Origin of the sequence: Luteimonas sp. 9C, from assembly GCF_902506295.1 — a bacterium.
Lineage (GTDB): Bacteria > Pseudomonadota > Gammaproteobacteria > Xanthomonadales > Xanthomonadaceae > Luteimonas.
Map to the genome: position 1 here is coordinate 754,425 of NZ_LR733312.1, position 16,835 is coordinate 771,259.

Genomic DNA, 16,835 nt, shown 5'->3' on the forward strand with positions numbered 1-16,835 from the left:
GGGATGGGATACAAGCAGCAAGCCGGCTATTCTAGCGGCTCTTTCCCCCACGATTCAAGCGCTTGGGTCATCCGTTCGCGGAGACGAGCCGGCGCAGGAGATGCAGATGACGGAGACGGTGCCGGTTTTGACGATCGACGGACCTTCAGGGTCCGGCAAGGGCACCATCAGCCGCGCGGTCGCGCAGCGGCTGGGTTGGCATTATCTCGATTCGGGCGCGCTTTACCGCGCGGTCGGCGTGGCGGCCGGCTGGGCCGACCTGGACCTCGACGACGGCGGCGCCCTGGTGCGCTGCACCTTCGACACGACCATCGCCTTCGACGAGAGCGGCGAAGAGTTGCGCGTACTGGTCAACGGCCATGACGCGACCGACGAACTGCGGACCGAAACCGCCGGCGCGGCTGCCTCGGCGATTGCCGCCATTCCGGAGGTCCGCGCCGCGCTCAAGGACCGGCAGCGGGCGTTCAGGGTGGCGCCGGGTCTGGTCGCCGACGGTCGCGACATGGGCACCGTGATCTTTCCGGACGCGGGCTGGAAGGTGTTCCTGACCGCGAGCGCGGAGGAGCGGGCGGATCGGCGCTATAAACAGTTGAAGAACAAGGGGGTTTCAGTGACAATGGACGGTCTGCTGCGCGAGATCCTCGCCCGCGACGCCCGCGATGCCAACCGTGCGGTGGCGCCGTTGCGGCCGGCCGAAGACGCCGTCCGTATCGACACCACCGGTCAGGGCATCGAAGCCGTCGTCGACCGGGTCCTCGCGTTGTTCCCCGCACGCCACGTCTGACCGGAGTCACGGTCGGGCGCCGGCTGCATACCGGGGCGGTCCGTTTCAGGCCGTTCCGGCGTTTTGAACGTGTGACGTGCCACCGCTGCATCCGCTGTTCCCATGTCGGCGTCCGGAATCGTTCCGGCCGCCGGTCCATTCACCTCAACACTCACGGCCCTGCAATCCCGCGACGGCCGACCAACGGGTGGACTGCCGGCCTCCGCGTCAGAAACGCGCCGCCACGCAGTCTGAGTCAACCAGGTATCTACCAATGACCGAATCATTCGCAGAACTGTTCGAAGCCAGTCAGACCAATCTGGCCAAGCTCAAGCCGGGCGCCATCGTCACCGGCGTCGTGGTGCAGGTCCGCACCGACGTCGTCGTGATCAACGCCGGCCTGAAGTCCGAAGGCATCGTGCCGATCGAACAGTTCCGTAACGACGCCGGCGAGATCGACGTCGCGGAAGGCGACACCGTCAAGGTGGCGCTGGACTCGCTCGAGAACGGCTTCGGCGAGACCGTGCTGTCTCGCGAGAAGGCCAAGCGCGCCATGGTGTGGGACGAGCTCGAGGAAGCGCTCGAGAAGAACGAGACCATCACCGGCCGCATCAGCGGCAAGGTCAAGGGCGGCTTCACCGTCGACATCAAGGACGTCCGCGCATTCCTGCCGGGCTCGCTGGTCGACGTGCGTCCGGTCCGTGACCCGGTCTACCTCGAGGGCAAGGAACTCGAGTTCAAGCTGATCAAGCTGGACCGCAAGCGCAACAACGTCGTCGTCTCGCGCCGTGCAGTCGTCGAGAGCGAGCACTCGGAAGAGCGCGAGCAGCTGATGGAGAAGCTGGTCGAGGGCGCGGTGCTCAAGGGCGTCGTCAAGAACCTGACCGACTACGGCGCGTTCGTGGACCTCGGCGGCATCGACGGCCTGCTGCACATCACCGACATGGCCTGGAAGCGCGTGCGCCATCCGTCCGAAGTCGTGGAAGTGGGCGCAGAACTCGACGTCCGCGTGCTGAAGTACGACCGCGAGCGCAACCGCGTGTCGCTCGGTCTCAAGCAGCTGGGCGAGGATCCGTGGGACAACATCGCCCGTCGTTACCCGTCCAACACCCGCGTGTTCGGCAAGGTCTCCAACGTCACCGATTACGGCGCGTTCGTCGAGATCGAGCCGGGCGTCGAGGGCCTGGTGCACGTGTCCGAAATGGACTGGACCAACAAGAACGTCAACCCGTCCAAGGTGGTACAGGTCGGTGACGAGCTCGAGGTCATGGTGCTCGACGTCGACGAGGAGCGTCGCCGCATCTCGCTCGGCATCAAGCAGGTCACCTCGAACCCGTGGGAGACCTTCGCGGCCATCCACAAGAAGGGTGACAAGGTCGACGGCCAGATCAAGTCGATCACCGACTTCGGCATCTTCATCGGCCTGGACGGCGGTATCGACGGCCTGATCCACCTGTCGGACATCGCGTGGAACTCCACCGGCGAAGACGTGGCACGTGCGTTCAAGAAGGGCGACACGGTCGAAGCCGTCGTGCTGGCCGTCGACCCGGAGCGCGAGCGCATCTCGCTGGGCGTCAAGCAGCTCGAGCAGGACCCGATGGGCCAGTTCATGGCGACGACGCCGCGCGGTTCGAAGGTCACCGGTACCGTCAAGGAAGTCGACGCCAAGGGCGCCGTGATCGACATGGGTGAAGGCGTGGAAGGTTATGTGCAGGCGCGTGACATCAGCGACCAGCGCATCGACGACGCCAGCCAGCATCTGAAGGTCGGTCAGGAAATCGAGGCCAAGTACTTCGGTGTCGATCGCAAGACCCGCGTCCTGCAGCTGTCGATCAAGGCGAAGGACGAGGCGGAAACCGCCGAGACCCTGGCCGAGTACAACAAGCAGGCCTCGGAAGCGTCGAGCGGCACCACCAAGCTGGGCGCGCTGCTGCGCGAGCAGCTGGGCAACAAGGGCGAGTAAGCCCATGCGGCGCCGGCCCGGGAATCCCCGGGTCGGCGCTGTCGCATCTGCAAGCACGAGACATGACCAAGTCGGAACTCATCGAACTGCTGACCCAGCGTCAGGCGCATCTCAAGGGCGAGGACGTCGACCTTGCGGTCAAGGCCATGCTCGAGATGATGGGCGGCGCACTGGCGGCCGGCGATCGGATCGAAGTCCGTGGTTTCGGCAGCTTTTCGCTGCATTTCCGTCCGCCGCGCACCGGACGCAACCCGAAGACCGGCGATGCCGTCGCGCTTCCGGGCAAGCATGTGCCGCATTTCAAGCCGGGCAAGGAACTCCGCGATCGCGTCAGCGACGTGCAGCCGATGCCGGCCGAAGACTGACCGCCCAACGCGGTCCCATTTTCTTTTCCACGTCCCTGCGGATATCCGCATGGTTGGCGTGCAGGATCGGCAAGCGGGTAGGATCGTCGACGCACCGTCGGCGCCGGCGCATCGCGCTGTGATGTCCATCGCCGGCCCGGGTCGCGCGTCCGCGGCCGATCCATCGATGGAGCGTGACCCATGGCGTTTGTGACCGAGTGGTTCTGGTTCTTCCTGCTGCTGCCGATCGCGGCCCTGAGCGGCTGGGTGATCGGTCGTCGCGGCGGCGAGCGTCACAGCGACACGCAGGTGAGCCGGCTATCGACGACCTACTTCCGCGGCCTGAACTACCTGCTCAACGAGCAGCCGGACAAAGCCATCGAGCTGTTCCTGCATATCGCGGAACTCGACAAGGACACCTTCGAGACGCAGGTCGCGCTCGGGCATCTGTTCCGCCGTCGCGGCGAAGTGGATCGTGCGATCCGGCTGCATCAGGGGCTGGTCCAACGACCGGATCTCAACGACCAGCAGAAGGTCCAGGCATTGCTCGCGCTGGGCGAGGACTACATGAAGTCGGGACTGCTCGACCGCGCCGAGACGGTGTTCTCCGATCTCGCCCAGATCGACCAGCGCGCACCGCAGGCGCTGCGGCATCTGATCGGCATCTACCAGGCCGAACGCGACTGGCAGAAAGCGATCGAGAACGCGACGCGCTACGAGGCGGCGACCGGCGAGCCGATGGGCAAGCTGATCGCCCAGTTCGAATGCGAACTCGCCGATCGACTTCGTTCGTCGGGCGATACCGATGGCGCGCGCAGCGCGGTGCAGCGCGCCTACGCGGCGGATTCGGGTTCGGTGCGGGCCGGGATTCTGGAAGGCCGCATCGAGATCGACGCCGGCAACGACGCCGCGGCGATCCGGGCGTTCGAGCGCGCCGCGCGGCACGACGCGGATTTTCTGCCCGAGATCCTCGCGCCCTTGCTGGCGGCCTACGAGCGCGTCGGTGACGTGCCGGGCGCGCGCAATTTCCTGTCGCAGATGACCGAGCACTACAAGGGTGTCGCGCCGGTGCTCGCGCTGACACGTCTCGTGGAGCAGGAAGAGGGTGTGCGCGCGGCACGGACCTATCTTGCGCGCCAGTTGAAGGACCGTCCTTCGGTCCGTGGCGAAGCCGCGCTGATCGACCTCACGCTCGCCGATGGCGTCGACCATGTCGGCACGCTGCAGGAGTTGCGTCTGATCACCGAGCAGTTGCTGGTGCGCAATCCCAGTTATCGCTGCAAGCAGTGCGGTTTCGGCGCGCGCAGTCATCACTGGCAATGCCCGAGCTGCAAGGAGTGGGGCACGATCAAGCCGCTGCTCAACTACGCCGTGGTCTGAGTGTCCGTTTCAATACCTCTCGCCGCTGCGCTCTGCGTCGCCGCGTTGCTCGTCGCGTTCGCGTTGACGGTACTGGCGCGTCGCTACGCGCTGGCGCGCCAACTCATCGATGCGCCCGGTGAGCGACGCAGCCACGCGGTCGCGACGCCCCGTGGTGGGGGCATCGCCATCGTGGCGGTCGTGCTGCCGGCGATGCTCTGGCTCGGGACCCGGGGCGGTGGCGGTCAGTCCATCTGTCTTCTCGGCGCGATGGGTCTGGCGCTGGTCGCGGGGATCGGGTGGATCGACGACCATCGCCCGCTGTCGCCCTGGGTGCGCCTCGCCGTCCATCTGGTGGCGGCGATGCTGCTCGCCGGGGGCGTGGCCGCAAGCGGTCAGCCCATCTGGTGGTCGATCGTCGTGTGCCTGCTCGCGCTGGGACTGGTCAACGTCTGGAACTTCATGGACGGGATCGATGGTCTCGCGTCGACCCAGCTCGTGCTCGTGGCACTGGGGTTCCTGCTGCTCGGACTCCGCGACGAGGGCGCGCTGCTCGCCTGCATCGTCGTGGCAGCGACCCTGGGGTTCCTGCCACTCAACGCGCCCAAGGCGCGGATCTTCCTCGGCGACGTCGGCAGCGGCGCACTGGGCTATCTGGCGGCGTGCCTGATCGCATTCGCGCCCGCGCCGGAGGTCGGCGTGACTGCGCTCTGGCTGCTGCCGCTCAGCCCGTTCCTGATTGACGCGGCGTTGACATTGCTGTCGCGCATCATCCGCGGCGAACGATGGTGGACACCGCACGTACAGCATATGTACCAGCGGTGCGTGCAGGCGGGGCACGCCCATGTCGTCGTCACCAGCGGCTATGCCGTCTGGGCTGTGTTGTCGATTCTGCTCGCCATCTCGATGGCAGGCGCGCCGCAACCCGTTATGATCGGAGCCTTCGCCACGTGGTATCTCTTCGGTGTCACCATCTGGCTCATTTTCCGTGTCCGGCATGCACGCCGGACGCGCCTGTCGTAGGGAAGCGACTGGATGATTGACTTCAAGGCCAAGATTGGCGTTCTGGGTCCGCGTGTGGCCGTCGTGCTGCACGACCTGACGATGGTGTGGCTGTGCTGGATCGGCCTGCACCAGTTCCGCCACTCGGTCATGGAAAGCGCGCCTGCCTTTGCGTTCTGGTCGGCGGAGATTGCGCTGATCCTGATCGCCCAAGGGGCGATCTTCTGGCGGGTCGGCCTTTATCGAGGCGTCTGGCGGTTCGCCAGCGTGCCCGATCTGATGAACATCGTGAAAGCGGCCGTGTTGGGCCTGCTGACGATCATGTTGGTGCTGTTCGTCTACAACCGGCTGAATCTGGTTCCCCGGACCGTCCTGATCACGTATCCGCTGTTGCTCGCGGCGTTGCTGGGCATGCCCAGGCTGCTGTATCGCGCCTGGAAGGATCACGGCATGACCCGGACGAGCCAGTCCGCGGTCAGGGTGCTGATTCTCGGCGCGGGGCAGGCCGGCGAGACCCTGGTGCGCGATCTACGCAGGACCGGCGCCTACGACCCGGTGGGTTTTCTCGACGACGCGCCCAAGTTGCGTGGCAGCCAGCTGCAGGGTGTGCCCGTCCTGGGCAAGATCCAGGATCTCGAAAAACTGGCGCCGGAGACGGCCGCGAAACTGCTCGTGATCGCCATGCCGTCCGCGGGCGCTGTCGCGATGCGCAAGGTCGTCGAGGCCTGCGAGCGGACGGGGCTTCCTTTCCGGACGGTCCCCAAGCTCGATGATCTGCTGGAAGGGCGCTCGCTGCCCGGCGAGCTGAAGGAGGTCGCGATCGAGGACCTGCTCGGTCGCAAGCCCGTCATGCCTGACTGGAAAGCGATCCGGGCCTGGCTGCGGGGGCGCAGCGTGCTGGTCACCGGCGCGGGTGGCTCGATCGGATCGGAGTTGTGTCGCCAGTGCGCCCGCAATGGCACCACGCAGATCGCGCTGCTGGAAATGGACGAGCTGGCGCTGACCCGTATCGAGAACGAGCTGCGGCGTGACTTTCCGCGGATCACGCTGGTCCCGGTGCTGGGTGACTGCGGTGATGTCGCGGTGATCGAGCATGCGATGCGTCTGGCGGCGCCCGATGCCGTATTCCACGCGGCCGCCTACAAGCAGGTCCCGGTGCTTGAGGCGCAGTTGCGGGAAGGTGTCCGCAACAACGTGCTTGCGACGCGCACGGTCGCGAATGCGGCGATCGCGCACAAGGTATCGACCTTCGTGTTGATCTCCACCGACAAGGCGGTCGATCCGGTCAATGTGCTCGGTGCGACCAAGCGTCTGGCGGAAATGGTCTGTCAGGATCTGGCGGTCGGTGCATCCACCGACTTCATCACCGTACGGTTCGGCAACGTGCTCGATTCGGCAGGCAGCGTGGTGCCGCTGTTCCGCGAGCAGATCCGGCGCGGCGGTCCTGTGACCGTCACCGATCCCGAAGTCACCCGCTACTTCATGACGATTCCCGAAGCCTGCCAGCTGATCATGCAGTCGGTGGCGATCGGGTCCGCGCAGGCGGTTTATACGCTCGACATGGGCGAGCCCGTGTCGATCCGCCTGCTGGCGGAACAGATGATCCGTCTGGCCGGCAAGCACCCCGACCAGGATGTCGCGATCGTCTACTCCGGCTTGCGCCCGGGTGAGAAGCTCCACGAGACGCTGTTCCATGCGGACGAGCGCTATCGCCCCACCACGCACCCGAAAATCCTGCTGGCGGAAGCGCGGACCGTGCATGCGGAGCGACTCGGAACCGCGCTCGCCAAGCTCGTCGATGGCGTTGCACGCTACGACCTCGCGTTGCTGGCCGCCTCGCTGCGCGAGGCCGTCCCGGAGTTCGCGCCGCTGCAATCGCGTTCCACACACAACGGAAGTGCAACGATCGTGGCATTCCCTCCACGACACGCGAGACACACATGACGCAGAGGATCCGCAAAGCGGTGTTCCCCGTTGCAGGACTCGGGACCCGCTTCCTGCCGGCGACCAAGACCGTGCCGAAGGAAATGCTCCCCATCGTCGATCGCCCCCTGATCCAGTATGCGGTGGACGAGGCGATCGAGGCGGGTTGCGACACCTTGGTCTTCGTCACCAACCGCTACAAGCACGCGATCGGCGATTATTTCGACAAAGCCTACGAGCTCGAGGATCGTCTCGAGGCGGCAGGCAAGCACGAGCTCCTGGAAAAGATCCGTCGACCGCTACCTGATGGCGTGCAGGCGATTTTCGTGACCCAGCCGGAGGCGCGCGGTCTCGGTCACGCTGTACTCTGCGCACGTGCGGTCATTGGCGACGAGCCGTTCGCGGTGATGCTGCCGGACGATCTGCTGTGGAACCGAAATGGCGCGGGCGCGCTGCGGCAGATGGCGGATGCGCACGAGGCCACCGGCGCGAGCATGATCGCGGTGCAGGATGTCGCACGCGAGCAGACGGCCAGCTACGGCATCGTGGCGACCGACGCGTTCGAGGGCCGCCATGGCCGCATCCATGCGATGGTCGAGAAGCCCAAGCCCGACGATGCCCCCAGCACGCTGGCAGTGGTCGGTCGATACGTGCTCGATGGCCGCATCTTCGAACTGCTCGAGAGCACCAAACCGGGTGCGGGCGGCGAGATCCAGCTGACTGATGCGATCGCGGCGCTGCTTGCCGAGCAGGCGGTCCACGCGTATCGCTTCAAGGGGGTCCGTTTCGACTGCGGCACCCATCTGGGGCTGATCGAGGCGACCATCCGCTACGCGCTCGACAACGAGAAGCTCAGCGAGCCGGCAGCTGTGCTGATGCGCAATGCACTTAAGGAACTCGGTGTGCGCGAGCTGGAGTGATGCACTTCGTGACGTGGTCATGGAAACGCCCGGTTCTGCCGGGCGTTTTCGTATCCGCGCGCTTCGCCGCGGTCGGCCCCGTGTCTGCTGCGAGACGTTGAAGGCATGCGGGCCTTTGACGAGTGCTCGACACCGGAGACAGCATCCGTCGCGACGCGCGGGTGCAACATCGACGGCGCGGTTCGCAGACGCCCTCGCGATGGATATCCAGCGATGTGCGGTCCATCCATCCGGCGTCACCGCACTTCCTGCTGCGTTTTTACGCAAAAAGAAACGCGCCCATGCGGGCGCGTTCTTGGATCAAGCCATACCGCCGACGCCGCAGCGCCGAACGGATGCAAGGCGAATCAGGCCAGACCGGCCTGCTTCATCACTTCGGCCGCGTAATCCTCAACCACCTTCTCGATACCTTCGCCAACGGCCAGACGCTGGAAACCGACGACTTCGGCGCCAGCGGCCTTCAGCACGGCTTCAACGGTCTTGTCGGTGTCCAGCACGTAGGGCTGGCCGTAGAGCGTGACTTCGTTGACGATCTTGTTGATCTTGCCGCTGATGATCTTCTCGAGAATGTCGGCCGGCTTGTTCTTGTCCTTTTCGGACATCTTGGCCAGCTCGATTTCCTTTTCCTTCTCGACGAAATCGGTCGGCACGTCGCTCGCCTTGTTGTAGGGCGGGTTCATCGCCGCGACATGCATCGCCAGGCCGCGCGCGAGGTCGGCATCGCCGCCCTTGAGCTCGACCAGCACGCCGATGCGGCCGCCATGGACGTAGGCCGCCACGTTGTTCGCGCTTTCGACGCGCACCAGGCGACGGATCTGCACGTTCTCGCCGACCTTGGAAATGACCGCAGCGCGGGTTTCCTCGATCGTCTCGCCGGACTCGACCTTCGCCGCCTTCAGCGCGTCGGCATCGGCAGCGCCGGAAGCCAGCGCGGTCTGGGCGACGACGTCGGTGAAGCGCAGAAAGTTGTCATCCTTGGCGACGAAGTCGGTCTCGGAGTTGATCTCGACCAGTACGGCGACGTTGTCGTTCTGGGCGGCGGCGATGCGGCCCTCGGCGGCGACGCGGTCGGCCTTCTTGTCGGCCTTGGCCAGGCCCGACTTGCGCAGCGCTTCTGCGGCGGCGTCGATGTTGCCGCCGGTTTCGCTGAGCGCCTTCTTGCACTCCATCATGCCGGCGCCGGTGCGCTCGCGCAGTTCCTTGACCAGGGATGCGGTGATTTCCATTGGAGACCTCTGAATTCGGGGATTGTCGTGCGGGCCTGTGCCCGCCTCACGGAATCGGCGCCGCTGCGCGGTGTCCAGCGCAGGGCGCGATGGGCGGCCGTCCAGCATGGGACGGCCGCATGTCGCGACGGTTACTCGGCCGCGGGTGCTGCCGGTGCGGCCTCTTCAGCCTTCTTGCCACGCGGTGCGCGGGCCGGCTTCTCGCCGCCTTCGACGAACTCTTCCTCGCGCACGGTCGCCGCGCTCGGCGTCGCGGCCTTGCCTTCCAGCACGGCATCGGCAGCGGCGTTCGCATACAGCTGGACGGCGCGGATCGCGTCGTCGTTGCCCGGAATCGCGTAGTCGACCAGGGCCGGATCGTAGTTCGTATCGACGACGGCGATCACCGGGATGCCCAGCTTCTTGGCTTCCTTGATGGCGATGTCTTCATGACCGATGTCGATGACGAACAGCGCGTCGGGCAGACGGTTCATCTCTTTGATGCCGCCCAGCGAGGCTTCCAGCTTCTCGCGCTCGCGACGCAGGCCCAGCACTTCATGCTTGACCAGCTTCTCGAACGTGCCGTCGGTTTCAGCCGCTTCCAGCTCCTTCAGACGCGACACCGACTTCTTCACCGTGGCGAAGTTGGTCAGCGTGCCGCCGAGCCAGCGCTGGGTCATGAACGGCATGCCGCAACGCTCGGCTTCTTCCTTGATCGCTTCGCGCGCGCTGCGCTTGGTGCCGATGAACAGGATCATGCCGCGCTTCTGCGCGATACCCGAGATGAAGTTCATCGCGTCGTTGAACAGCGGAACGGTCTTCTCGAGGTTGATGATGTGGATCTTGCCGCGCGCACCGAAGATGTACGGACCCATCTTCGGGTTCCAGTAACGGGTCTGGTGGCCGAAGTGGACGCCGGCTTCGAGCATCTGGCGCATGGTGATCTGGGGCATTGCGAAACTCCTGACAGTGGAACCGGCCGCCACGGGAAGGGTATGGGCGGGTGCGCCGCACGGAGCGGGGCAGTGGTTCCGGGGTTGGGCCTCCCTGCCGCCTCCGTGACCGAACCTCATTCGAGGCACCCCGGCACGGGACATTGCAGCAGGTGTGTATTTACCGGTGACGCCCGGCATCGGCGGCGGGTCACCCCGCACAGCAGCGGAAGTGTAGCAGCCGGCGGCGTGCGGTGCGACTGGCACGGCAGGGCGTCGGAGATCTGGCGGCGGGTGCGGCGGATCGCAGGCTATCCACCGGCAGCGACACATGGCTGCGTGACGCGCCTGGCCGCCATGTGGAACAGACGTACCTGTGACAGCAAGTGTTCCCGCAAACGCGTCCGAGCACGGACTGGTCTCGACCGTTCGCGCCCTGCAGATCACGCCTGTTGACCGCTTCCTCATCCCTGAACGGCCCGATTCGGCGATAATGACGTCATGAGCATCCACACCAAGACACCCGAAGAGATCGAGAAGATGCGCGTGGCAGGCCGGCTGGCCGCCGAAGTGCTGCAGATCGCGGCCCCGCATGTGAAGCCCGGCGTGACGACCGAGGAACTGGACCGCATCTGCTACGACCACATCATCCGGGTGCAGGGCGCGATTCCGGCCAACGTCGGCTACAAGGGCTACCCCAAGACGACGTGCATCTCGGCCAACAATGTCATCTGCCACGGCATCCCGAACGACGCCAAGGTCCTCAAGGACGGCGACATCATCAACATCGATGTCACCGTGATCAAGGACGGCTGGCACGGCGACACCAGTCGCATGTATTTCGTCGGTACGCCATCGGTGATGGCGCGGCGCCTCGTCGAGGTGACCCGCGAGGCGATGTGGCGCGGGATCCGGGAGGTGAAGCCGGGCGCGACGCTGGGCGATGTGGGGCACGCGATCCAGAAGTACGCGGAGGCCGAGCGTTTCAGCGTGGTGCGCGAGTACTGCGGCCACGGCATCGGCAAGGTCTACCACGACGAACCGCAGGTACTGCACTACGGCACGCCGGGCGCCGGGGTCGTGCTCAAGGAAGGGATGACCTTCACGATCGAGCCGATGATCAACGAGGGCACCCGCTTCACCAAGGTGTTGCCCGATGGCTGGACCGTCGTCACCAAGGACCGGAAGCTGTCGGCGCAGTGGGAGCACACGGTCGCGGTCACCGCGGACGGCGTGGACGTGCTGACCCGCATTCCCGGCGACGACAACGACGCGTTCCTCTGACGTGGTGGACCGGGCCGCGCCCCAGAGTCCCGGTGCCGATTGCGGCGATCTGGCCTGGGCAGCGGAGGCGCGAGCCGCGCTCGCCGCCCACGACGCGCGTCTGGCGCAGGGTTTCGACGCAGGCCAGCACATCGATCGCCTGCTCGCGGCGCGCGCCAACGCCGTGGATGGTTGGGTGCGCAAGGCCTGGGCGCGCTGCATCCCCGGCGATGCGCCACTCGCGCTGTTCGCGGTCGGGGGCTATGGCCGCGGCGAACTGTTCCCGCATTCCGACATCGATCTGCTGGTCATCGCCACCTCCGAGGCGCAGGCCGAACACGCCGAAGCCCTGGGTCGGATGCTCGCGCTGCTGTGGGATTTCGGTCTGCCCGTCGGGCATGCGGTCCGCAGCTTCGAGGAGTGCACGCGCGCCGCGGCGGATGTGACCGTGCTGACCGCGTTGCTGGAAGCGCGGCCGCTGCTGGCCAACATCGGCGAAGTGCGCGCGCTGATGGATGCGATCGCTGATACCAGGATCTGGCCGGCGGACGACTTCTTCCATGCCAAGCGCCGCGAGCTGGAGATGCGCCACGCGCGCTTCGGCGACACGGCCGACAATCTCGAACCCAACATCAAGGACGGTCCCGGTGGCCTGCGTGACGTCCACAACCTGCGCTGGATGGCGCGTCGCGTGCTGGGCGTCTACGGTACCGAAGAACTGATCGCGCTCGGCCAGCTCGGCGTCGACGAACACGCCACGCTCGAGCGCGAGCGGCGCACGCTGTCAAGACTGCGGTTCGGCCTGCATCTGGTCGCCGGCAAGGCCGAAGAGCGCCTGCGTTTCGATTACCAGAAGGCCTTGGCCGCGCGTCTGCATCACGTCGAGGCGGCGGACAATCCGCTGGTCGAGAAGATGATGCAGGAGTTCTACCGCAGCGCGTCGGTGGTGCAGCGGATCAGCGAACGCATGCTGCAGCGCTTCGAAGAACAGATCGAAGGCGAGGGCACGCTGCAGCCGCTCGACGCGGAGTTCGGCAGTCAGCGCGGCTATCTGGTCGCACGCGACGACGTCTGGCCGGGCGGCGACATCGCCCGGGTGTTCGATCTGTTCGCGATGTGGGCCGATCACCAGGAACTGCGCGGCCTGCATTCGCAGACGGCGCGTGCGCTGGCCGAATCACTGCATGCGCTGCCCTCGTGGCGGAATGCGTCGACGGCGCTGCGCGAGCAGTTCCTCGGCCTGCTGCGCGGGCCGATTCCGGTACGCACGCTGGAGCGCATGGCGCGCCTGGGCGTGCTGGGTGTGTGGATTCCGGAGTTCGCCAACGTCACCGGCCGCATGCAGTTCGACCTGTTCCACGTCTACACGGTCGACCAGCACACGCTCGCGGTGCTGCGCAACATCGCCAGCTTCGCGTCCGAGGCGCCGGACGACCGGTTCTCCAGCGCGCACGAGGTCTGGCCGCAACTGCGCAAGCCGGAACTGCTGCTGATCGCCGGCCTGTTCCACGACATCGCCAAGGGCCGTGGGGGTGACCATTCGGAACTCGGCGCCGTGGATGCGCGCGAGTTCTGCGAAGGTCACGGCCTCGGCGAGCCGGACACCGCGCTCGTCGAATGGCTGGTCAAGCGGCATCTGTTGATGTCGACCAGCGCGCAGAAGCTCGACATCTCCGATCCTGCGGTGATCCACAAGTTCGCGACGGAGGTCGCGGATCGCGAGCGTCTCGATTATCTCTATCTGCTGACCTGCGCCGACATCGCCGGCACGTCGCCGAAGCTGTGGAACGCGTGGAAGGACCGGCTGCTGACCGATCTGCGCAGCGCGACGCGGCTTGCGCTGCGACGCGGTCTGGAGAATCCCGTGGCCGCCGTCGAGCGCATCGCCGAGGCGCGCGATCGTGCGCGCGGGCTGCTGTCGGCACATGGGGTCGAGGACGCCGAGGCCGATGCGCTGTTCACCCGGATTCCGCAGGAAAGCTTCCTGCGCGGTCGCGCCGACCAGGTCGTCTGGCAGGCGCTGGGGTTGCGCGACACCAGCGACGGTGACGTCGTCGTGCGCGTGCGCCGGCTGGCGGCCGGTGCGCAGGCGCTGGAGGTGTTCGTGCATTCGCCTGATCGCGATGGTCTGTTCTCGGCCATCGTCATCACGCTCGACCGGCTCGGGCTGGTGATCCAGCAGGCGCGCGCACTGGACGGACCGGGTGGCACGATCTTCGACGTGTTCCAGGTGCTGCCGGCGGATACGCGCCAGCAGCTGGAGCTGGTCGCGATCGAGCGCAAGCTCACGACGGTGCTCACCGGTTCGCTGGATCTGCGTCCCGCGCGCCGCGCGCAGCCGCGGCATCTGCGGCACTTCCGCGTGCCGCCGCGCATCGAATTCAATGCCGGCGCCGACGGCCGGCAGACGGTGTTCAGCCTCGTGTGCACCGACCGTCCCGGCCTGCTGGCCGACGTGGCCCACGTGCTGCGCCAGCATGGCGTGCGTGTGCACGATGCGCGCGTGGCGACCTTCGGCGAGCGCGTCGAGGACGTGTTCCGCCTGAGCGACAGCGCGGGCCGCCTGCTCGATGACGATGCGCAGGTCGCCTTGCGCGGCGCGCTGCTCGCCTCGATCGACGGCGACGTGGCACGATAACGGCCCCGTTTTTCCCCACGAAGTCCCGTCATGACCCATCCCCTGCAGACCACCATCGAAGATGCATTCGCGCGTCGCGCCGACCTGACCGCCGTCGAGATCGGCGATGTGGTCAAACCGGCGGTCGAGCAGGCGATGCAGGGGCTGGAGTCGGGCGAACTGCGCGTCGCACAGCCCGATGGCAGCGGCGGTTGGCAGGTCAACGAATGGCTGAAGAAGGCGGTGTTGCTGTATTTCCGCACCAACGACATGGCCGTCGTCGATGCGCAGCCAGCGCCGTTCTGGGACAAGGTCGAGCCGCGGTTCGCGGGCTTCGATGCAGCCAAGTTCAAGGCCGCCGGCGTGCGCGTGGTCCCGGGTGCGGCCGTGCGTCGCGGCACCTATTTCGGCCGCGACGTCGTGCTGATGCCGAGCTTCGTCAACATCGGCGCGTACGTCGGTGAAGGCACGATGGTCGACACCTGGGCGACCGTCGGCTCCTGCGCGCAGATCGGCAAGCATGTGCATCTGTCGGGCGGCGCGGGCATCGGCGGCGTCCTGGAACCGCTGCAGGCCAGCCCGACGATCATCGAAGATCACTGCTTCATCGGCGCGCGTTCGGAAGTCGTCGAAGGCGTGGTCGTCGGCCACCACAGCGTCATCGGCATGGGCGTGTTCCTCGGCCAGTCGACCCGCATCTACAACCGCGCGACCGGCGAGGTCAGCTACGGCTACGTGCCGCCCGGCAGTGTCGTCGTCTCCGGTCAGTTGCCGGCCCAGGACGGTTCGCACTCGCTGTACTGCGCGGTGATCGTCAAGCAGGTCGACGAGAAGACGCGCAGCAAGACCAGTGTCAACGATCTGCTGCGCGGTCTGGCGGACTGAACGCCATGACCACCACCGTCTACGGCCTCAAGAACTGCGATACCTGCAAGAAGGCGTTGAAATGGCTCGACCGCTTCGGCGTCGCGCATACCTTCGTCGACTACCGCGAAGACAAACCGACGCCGGAGACGCTGGTCGCGTGGGCCGGCAAGCTCGGCGGTTTCGAGGCGATGGTCAACAAGTCCTCGACGACCTGGCGGCAGCTGCCGGACAACCGCAAGGCGGCGGCCAGCGATGCGGAATGGAAGCTGCTGCTGCGCGAGTACCCGCAGCTGATCCGGCGTCCGCTGGTGGTCACCGAAGATGGCGGGATCAGCCAAGGCTTCAGCGACAACGGGTTCAAGAAGCGCTTCGGCATCGACTGATACGTGTGTAACGCACCCCGGAGCAGCGCGCTTGCGCGCGAACGGGGTTCCCGGGATCGTCTTTCGCGCGCCAGCGCGCTGCTGGAAGAGGCCGATCCCGATCTGTTCCTGCTGCACCGGAGTGCACCTCACGATGTCCGACGTCCTCGATCTCACCCGTGACCTGATCGCACGCAAATCGGTCACACCCGACGATGCCGGCTGCCAGGCGCTGATCGCCGCGCGCCTGCAGACTGCAGGTTTTGCGATCGAGTGGATGCGCTTTGGCGCGGTCGACAATCTCTGGGCCACGCACGGACAGGGCGCGCCGGTGCTGGTGCTGCTGGGCCACACGGATGTCGTGCCGAGTGGGCCGGTCGAGGCGTGGACGTCGAATCCCTTTGAACCCGAGATCCGCGACGGCGTGCTTTACGGCCGGGGGGCGGCCGACATGAAGAGCGGCGTCGCCGCCTTCGTCGTCGCGGCCGAGCGCTTCGTCGCCGCGCATCCCGACCACATGGGCACGCTTGCAGTGCTGCTGACATCGGACGAAGAAGGCGATGCGATCGACGGCGTGCGCCGCGTCGCGCGGACGTTCGCCGAGCGCGGTACGCGGATCGACTGGTGCATCACCGGCGAGCCCTCGTCGACGGCGACGCTGGGCGATCTGCTGCGCGTGGGTCGTCGCGGCAGCCTGTCGGCGACGTTGACGGTGCGCGGCGTGCAGGGGCATGTGGCGTATCCGGACAAGGCACGCAATCCGATCCACGACGCGGCGCCTGCACTGGCCGAACTCGTCGGGCGACGCTGGGACGACGGTTTCGAATCCTTTCCGCCGACCAGCCTGCAGATCAGCAACATCGCCGCCGGCACCGGCGCGACCAATGTCATTCCCGGCAGCGCGACCGTGCAGTTCAACCTGCGCTACACACCGAACTGGGATGCGCCGAAGCTCGAGGCCGAGATTGCCGCGTTGCTCGATCGCCATGCACTCGACTACACGCTGGCCTGGCATCGCAGCGGCGAACCGTTCTACACGCCGGAGGGCCCGCTGCGCGCCGCGGCACGTGACGTGCTGACGACCTTCGCCGGCGCGCCGCCCGAGGAAAGCACCGGCGGCGGCACCTCGGACGCGCGCTTCATCGCGCCGCTGGGCGCGCAGTGCATCGAGATCGGCCCGGTCAACGCCAGCATCCATCAGGTCGACGAACACATCCGCGTCGCCGATCTCGAAGCGCTGCCCGATCTCTACGAAGCGCTCATCGCGCGCCTGCTGCCGGGCGCGGGCTGACGTCTTGTCCGCGTGTCGACGCGC

Annotated in this window: 14 protein-coding genes; 12 read left to right on the plus strand and 2 right to left on the minus strand. The window is 66.5% G+C overall.

Features of this window, described 5'->3' with window-relative positions:
• Positions 1-106 precede the first annotated feature (106 nt).
• The 7 genes from cmk (at position 107) to galU (ending at position 8,274) form a co-directional block, all read left to right on the plus strand.
• The gene (gene cmk, locus CURTO8I2_RS03305) at positions 107-784 is read left to right on the plus strand and encodes a (d)CMP kinase (protein WP_159678641.1); all 678 of its coding nucleotides are present in this window, start codon (positions 107-109) and stop codon (positions 782-784) included.
• A 187-nt stretch (positions 785-971) separates the two neighbouring features.
• A complete protein-coding gene (gene rpsA / locus CURTO8I2_RS03310; protein WP_255475749.1) occupies positions 972-2,726 on the plus strand; it encodes a 30S ribosomal protein S1 in 1,755 nt (584 codons plus the stop codon).
• Between the two features lie 62 nt (positions 2,727-2,788).
• On the plus strand, positions 2,789-3,091 hold the full coding sequence (locus tag CURTO8I2_RS03315; RefSeq protein ID WP_096009334.1) for an integration host factor subunit beta: 303 nt from the start codon (positions 2,789-2,791) through the stop codon (positions 3,089-3,091).
• Positions 3,092-3,271: 180 nt separating this feature from the next.
• Positions 3,272-4,450 (plus strand): lipopolysaccharide assembly protein LapB, encoded by a 1,179-nt coding sequence (gene lapB / locus CURTO8I2_RS03320; RefSeq protein WP_159678645.1) that lies wholly within the window; start codon positions 3,272-3,274, stop codon positions 4,448-4,450.
• 45 nt (positions 4,451-4,495) lie between these two features.
• A complete protein-coding gene (locus CURTO8I2_RS03325; protein ID WP_159678647.1) occupies positions 4,496-5,452 on the plus strand; it encodes a glycosyltransferase family 4 protein in 957 nt (318 codons plus the stop codon).
• 12 nt (positions 5,453-5,464) lie between these two features.
• Positions 5,465-7,375: a nucleoside-diphosphate sugar epimerase/dehydratase gene (locus tag CURTO8I2_RS03330; RefSeq protein ID WP_159678649.1), complete on the plus strand. Its 1,911-nt coding sequence runs from the start codon at positions 5,465-5,467 to the stop codon at positions 7,373-7,375.
• The gene (galU, locus tag CURTO8I2_RS03335; RefSeq protein ID WP_159678651.1) at positions 7,372-8,274 is read left to right on the plus strand and encodes a UTP--glucose-1-phosphate uridylyltransferase GalU; all 903 of its coding nucleotides are present in this window, start codon (positions 7,372-7,374) and stop codon (positions 8,272-8,274) included. Before CURTO8I2_RS03330 ends, galU begins: the two co-directional genes overlap by 4 nt.
• A gap of 347 nt (positions 8,275-8,621) precedes the next feature.
• Here the strand turns inward: galU and tsf are convergent, their stop codons facing one another.
• A complete protein-coding gene (gene tsf / locus CURTO8I2_RS03340; RefSeq protein WP_159678653.1) occupies positions 8,622-9,500 on the minus strand; it encodes a translation elongation factor Ts in 879 nt (292 codons plus the stop codon).
• Between the two features lie 131 nt (positions 9,501-9,631).
• Positions 9,632-10,432 carry a 30S ribosomal protein S2 gene (gene rpsB, locus CURTO8I2_RS03345; RefSeq protein WP_159678655.1) on the minus strand — a complete coding sequence of 267 codons (801 nt, stop codon included), beginning with the start codon at positions 10,430-10,432 and terminating at the stop codon, positions 9,632-9,634.
• A 480-nt stretch (positions 10,433-10,912) separates the two neighbouring features.
• On the opposite strand from rpsB, the gene map reads away from it, so the two are divergent.
• The 5 genes from map to dapE all read left to right on the plus strand — a co-directional run bounded on the left by map (position 10,913) and on the right by dapE (position 16,811).
• A complete protein-coding gene (gene map, locus CURTO8I2_RS03350) occupies positions 10,913-11,695 on the plus strand; it encodes a type I methionyl aminopeptidase (RefSeq protein ID WP_159678657.1) in 783 nt (260 codons plus the stop codon).
• Positions 11,696-11,699: 4 nt separating this feature from the next.
• Positions 11,700-14,312, plus strand: coding sequence for a [protein-PII] uridylyltransferase (gene glnD / locus CURTO8I2_RS03355; RefSeq protein ID WP_236550988.1), 2,613 nt, complete (start codon positions 11,700-11,702; stop codon positions 14,310-14,312).
• A gap of 30 nt (positions 14,313-14,342) precedes the next feature.
• Positions 14,343-15,176 (plus strand): 2,3,4,5-tetrahydropyridine-2,6-dicarboxylate N-succinyltransferase, encoded by an 834-nt coding sequence (gene dapD, locus CURTO8I2_RS03360; RefSeq protein WP_159678661.1) that lies wholly within the window; start codon positions 14,343-14,345, stop codon positions 15,174-15,176.
• Positions 15,177-15,181: 5 nt separating this feature from the next.
• On the plus strand, positions 15,182-15,541 hold the full coding sequence (locus tag CURTO8I2_RS03365) for an arsenate reductase (RefSeq protein WP_159678663.1): 360 nt from the start codon (positions 15,182-15,184) through the stop codon (positions 15,539-15,541).
• A 133-nt stretch (positions 15,542-15,674) separates the two neighbouring features.
• Positions 15,675-16,811, plus strand: a complete 1,137-nt coding sequence (gene dapE, locus CURTO8I2_RS03370) for a succinyl-diaminopimelate desuccinylase (RefSeq protein WP_159678665.1) — start codon at positions 15,675-15,677, stop codon at positions 16,809-16,811.
• Positions 16,812-16,835 lie beyond the last annotated feature (24 nt).

Excerpts from the sequence above, each read along its gene's own strand:
- dapE (WP_159678665.1), top strand. The coding sequence starts at position 15,675 with ATGTCCGACGTCCTCGATCTCACCCGTGACCTGATCGCACGCAAATCG.
- tsf (WP_159678653.1), bottom strand. The coding sequence starts at position 9,500 with ATGGAAATCACCGCATCCCTGGTCAAGGAACTGCGCGAGCGCACCGGC.
- lapB (WP_159678645.1), top strand. The coding sequence starts at position 3,272 with ATGGCGTTTGTGACCGAGTGGTTCTGGTTCTTCCTGCTGCTGCCGATC.
- CURTO8I2_RS03315 (WP_096009334.1), top strand. The coding sequence starts at position 2,789 with ATGACCAAGTCGGAACTCATCGAACTGCTGACCCAGCGTCAGGCGCAT.
- map (WP_159678657.1), top strand. The coding sequence starts at position 10,913 with ATGAGCATCCACACCAAGACACCCGAAGAGATCGAGAAGATGCGCGTG.
- rpsB (WP_159678655.1), bottom strand. The coding sequence starts at position 10,432 with ATGCCCCAGATCACCATGCGCCAGATGCTCGAAGCCGGCGTCCACTTC.
- CURTO8I2_RS03365 (WP_159678663.1), top strand. The coding sequence starts at position 15,182 with ATGACCACCACCGTCTACGGCCTCAAGAACTGCGATACCTGCAAGAAG.
- dapD (WP_159678661.1), top strand. The coding sequence starts at position 14,343 with ATGACCCATCCCCTGCAGACCACCATCGAAGATGCATTCGCGCGTCGC.
- CURTO8I2_RS03330 (WP_159678649.1), top strand. The coding sequence starts at position 5,465 with ATGATTGACTTCAAGGCCAAGATTGGCGTTCTGGGTCCGCGTGTGGCC.
- galU (WP_159678651.1), top strand. The coding sequence starts at position 7,372 with ATGACGCAGAGGATCCGCAAAGCGGTGTTCCCCGTTGCAGGACTCGGG.
- cmk (WP_159678641.1), top strand. The coding sequence starts at position 107 with ATGACGGAGACGGTGCCGGTTTTGACGATCGACGGACCTTCAGGGTCC.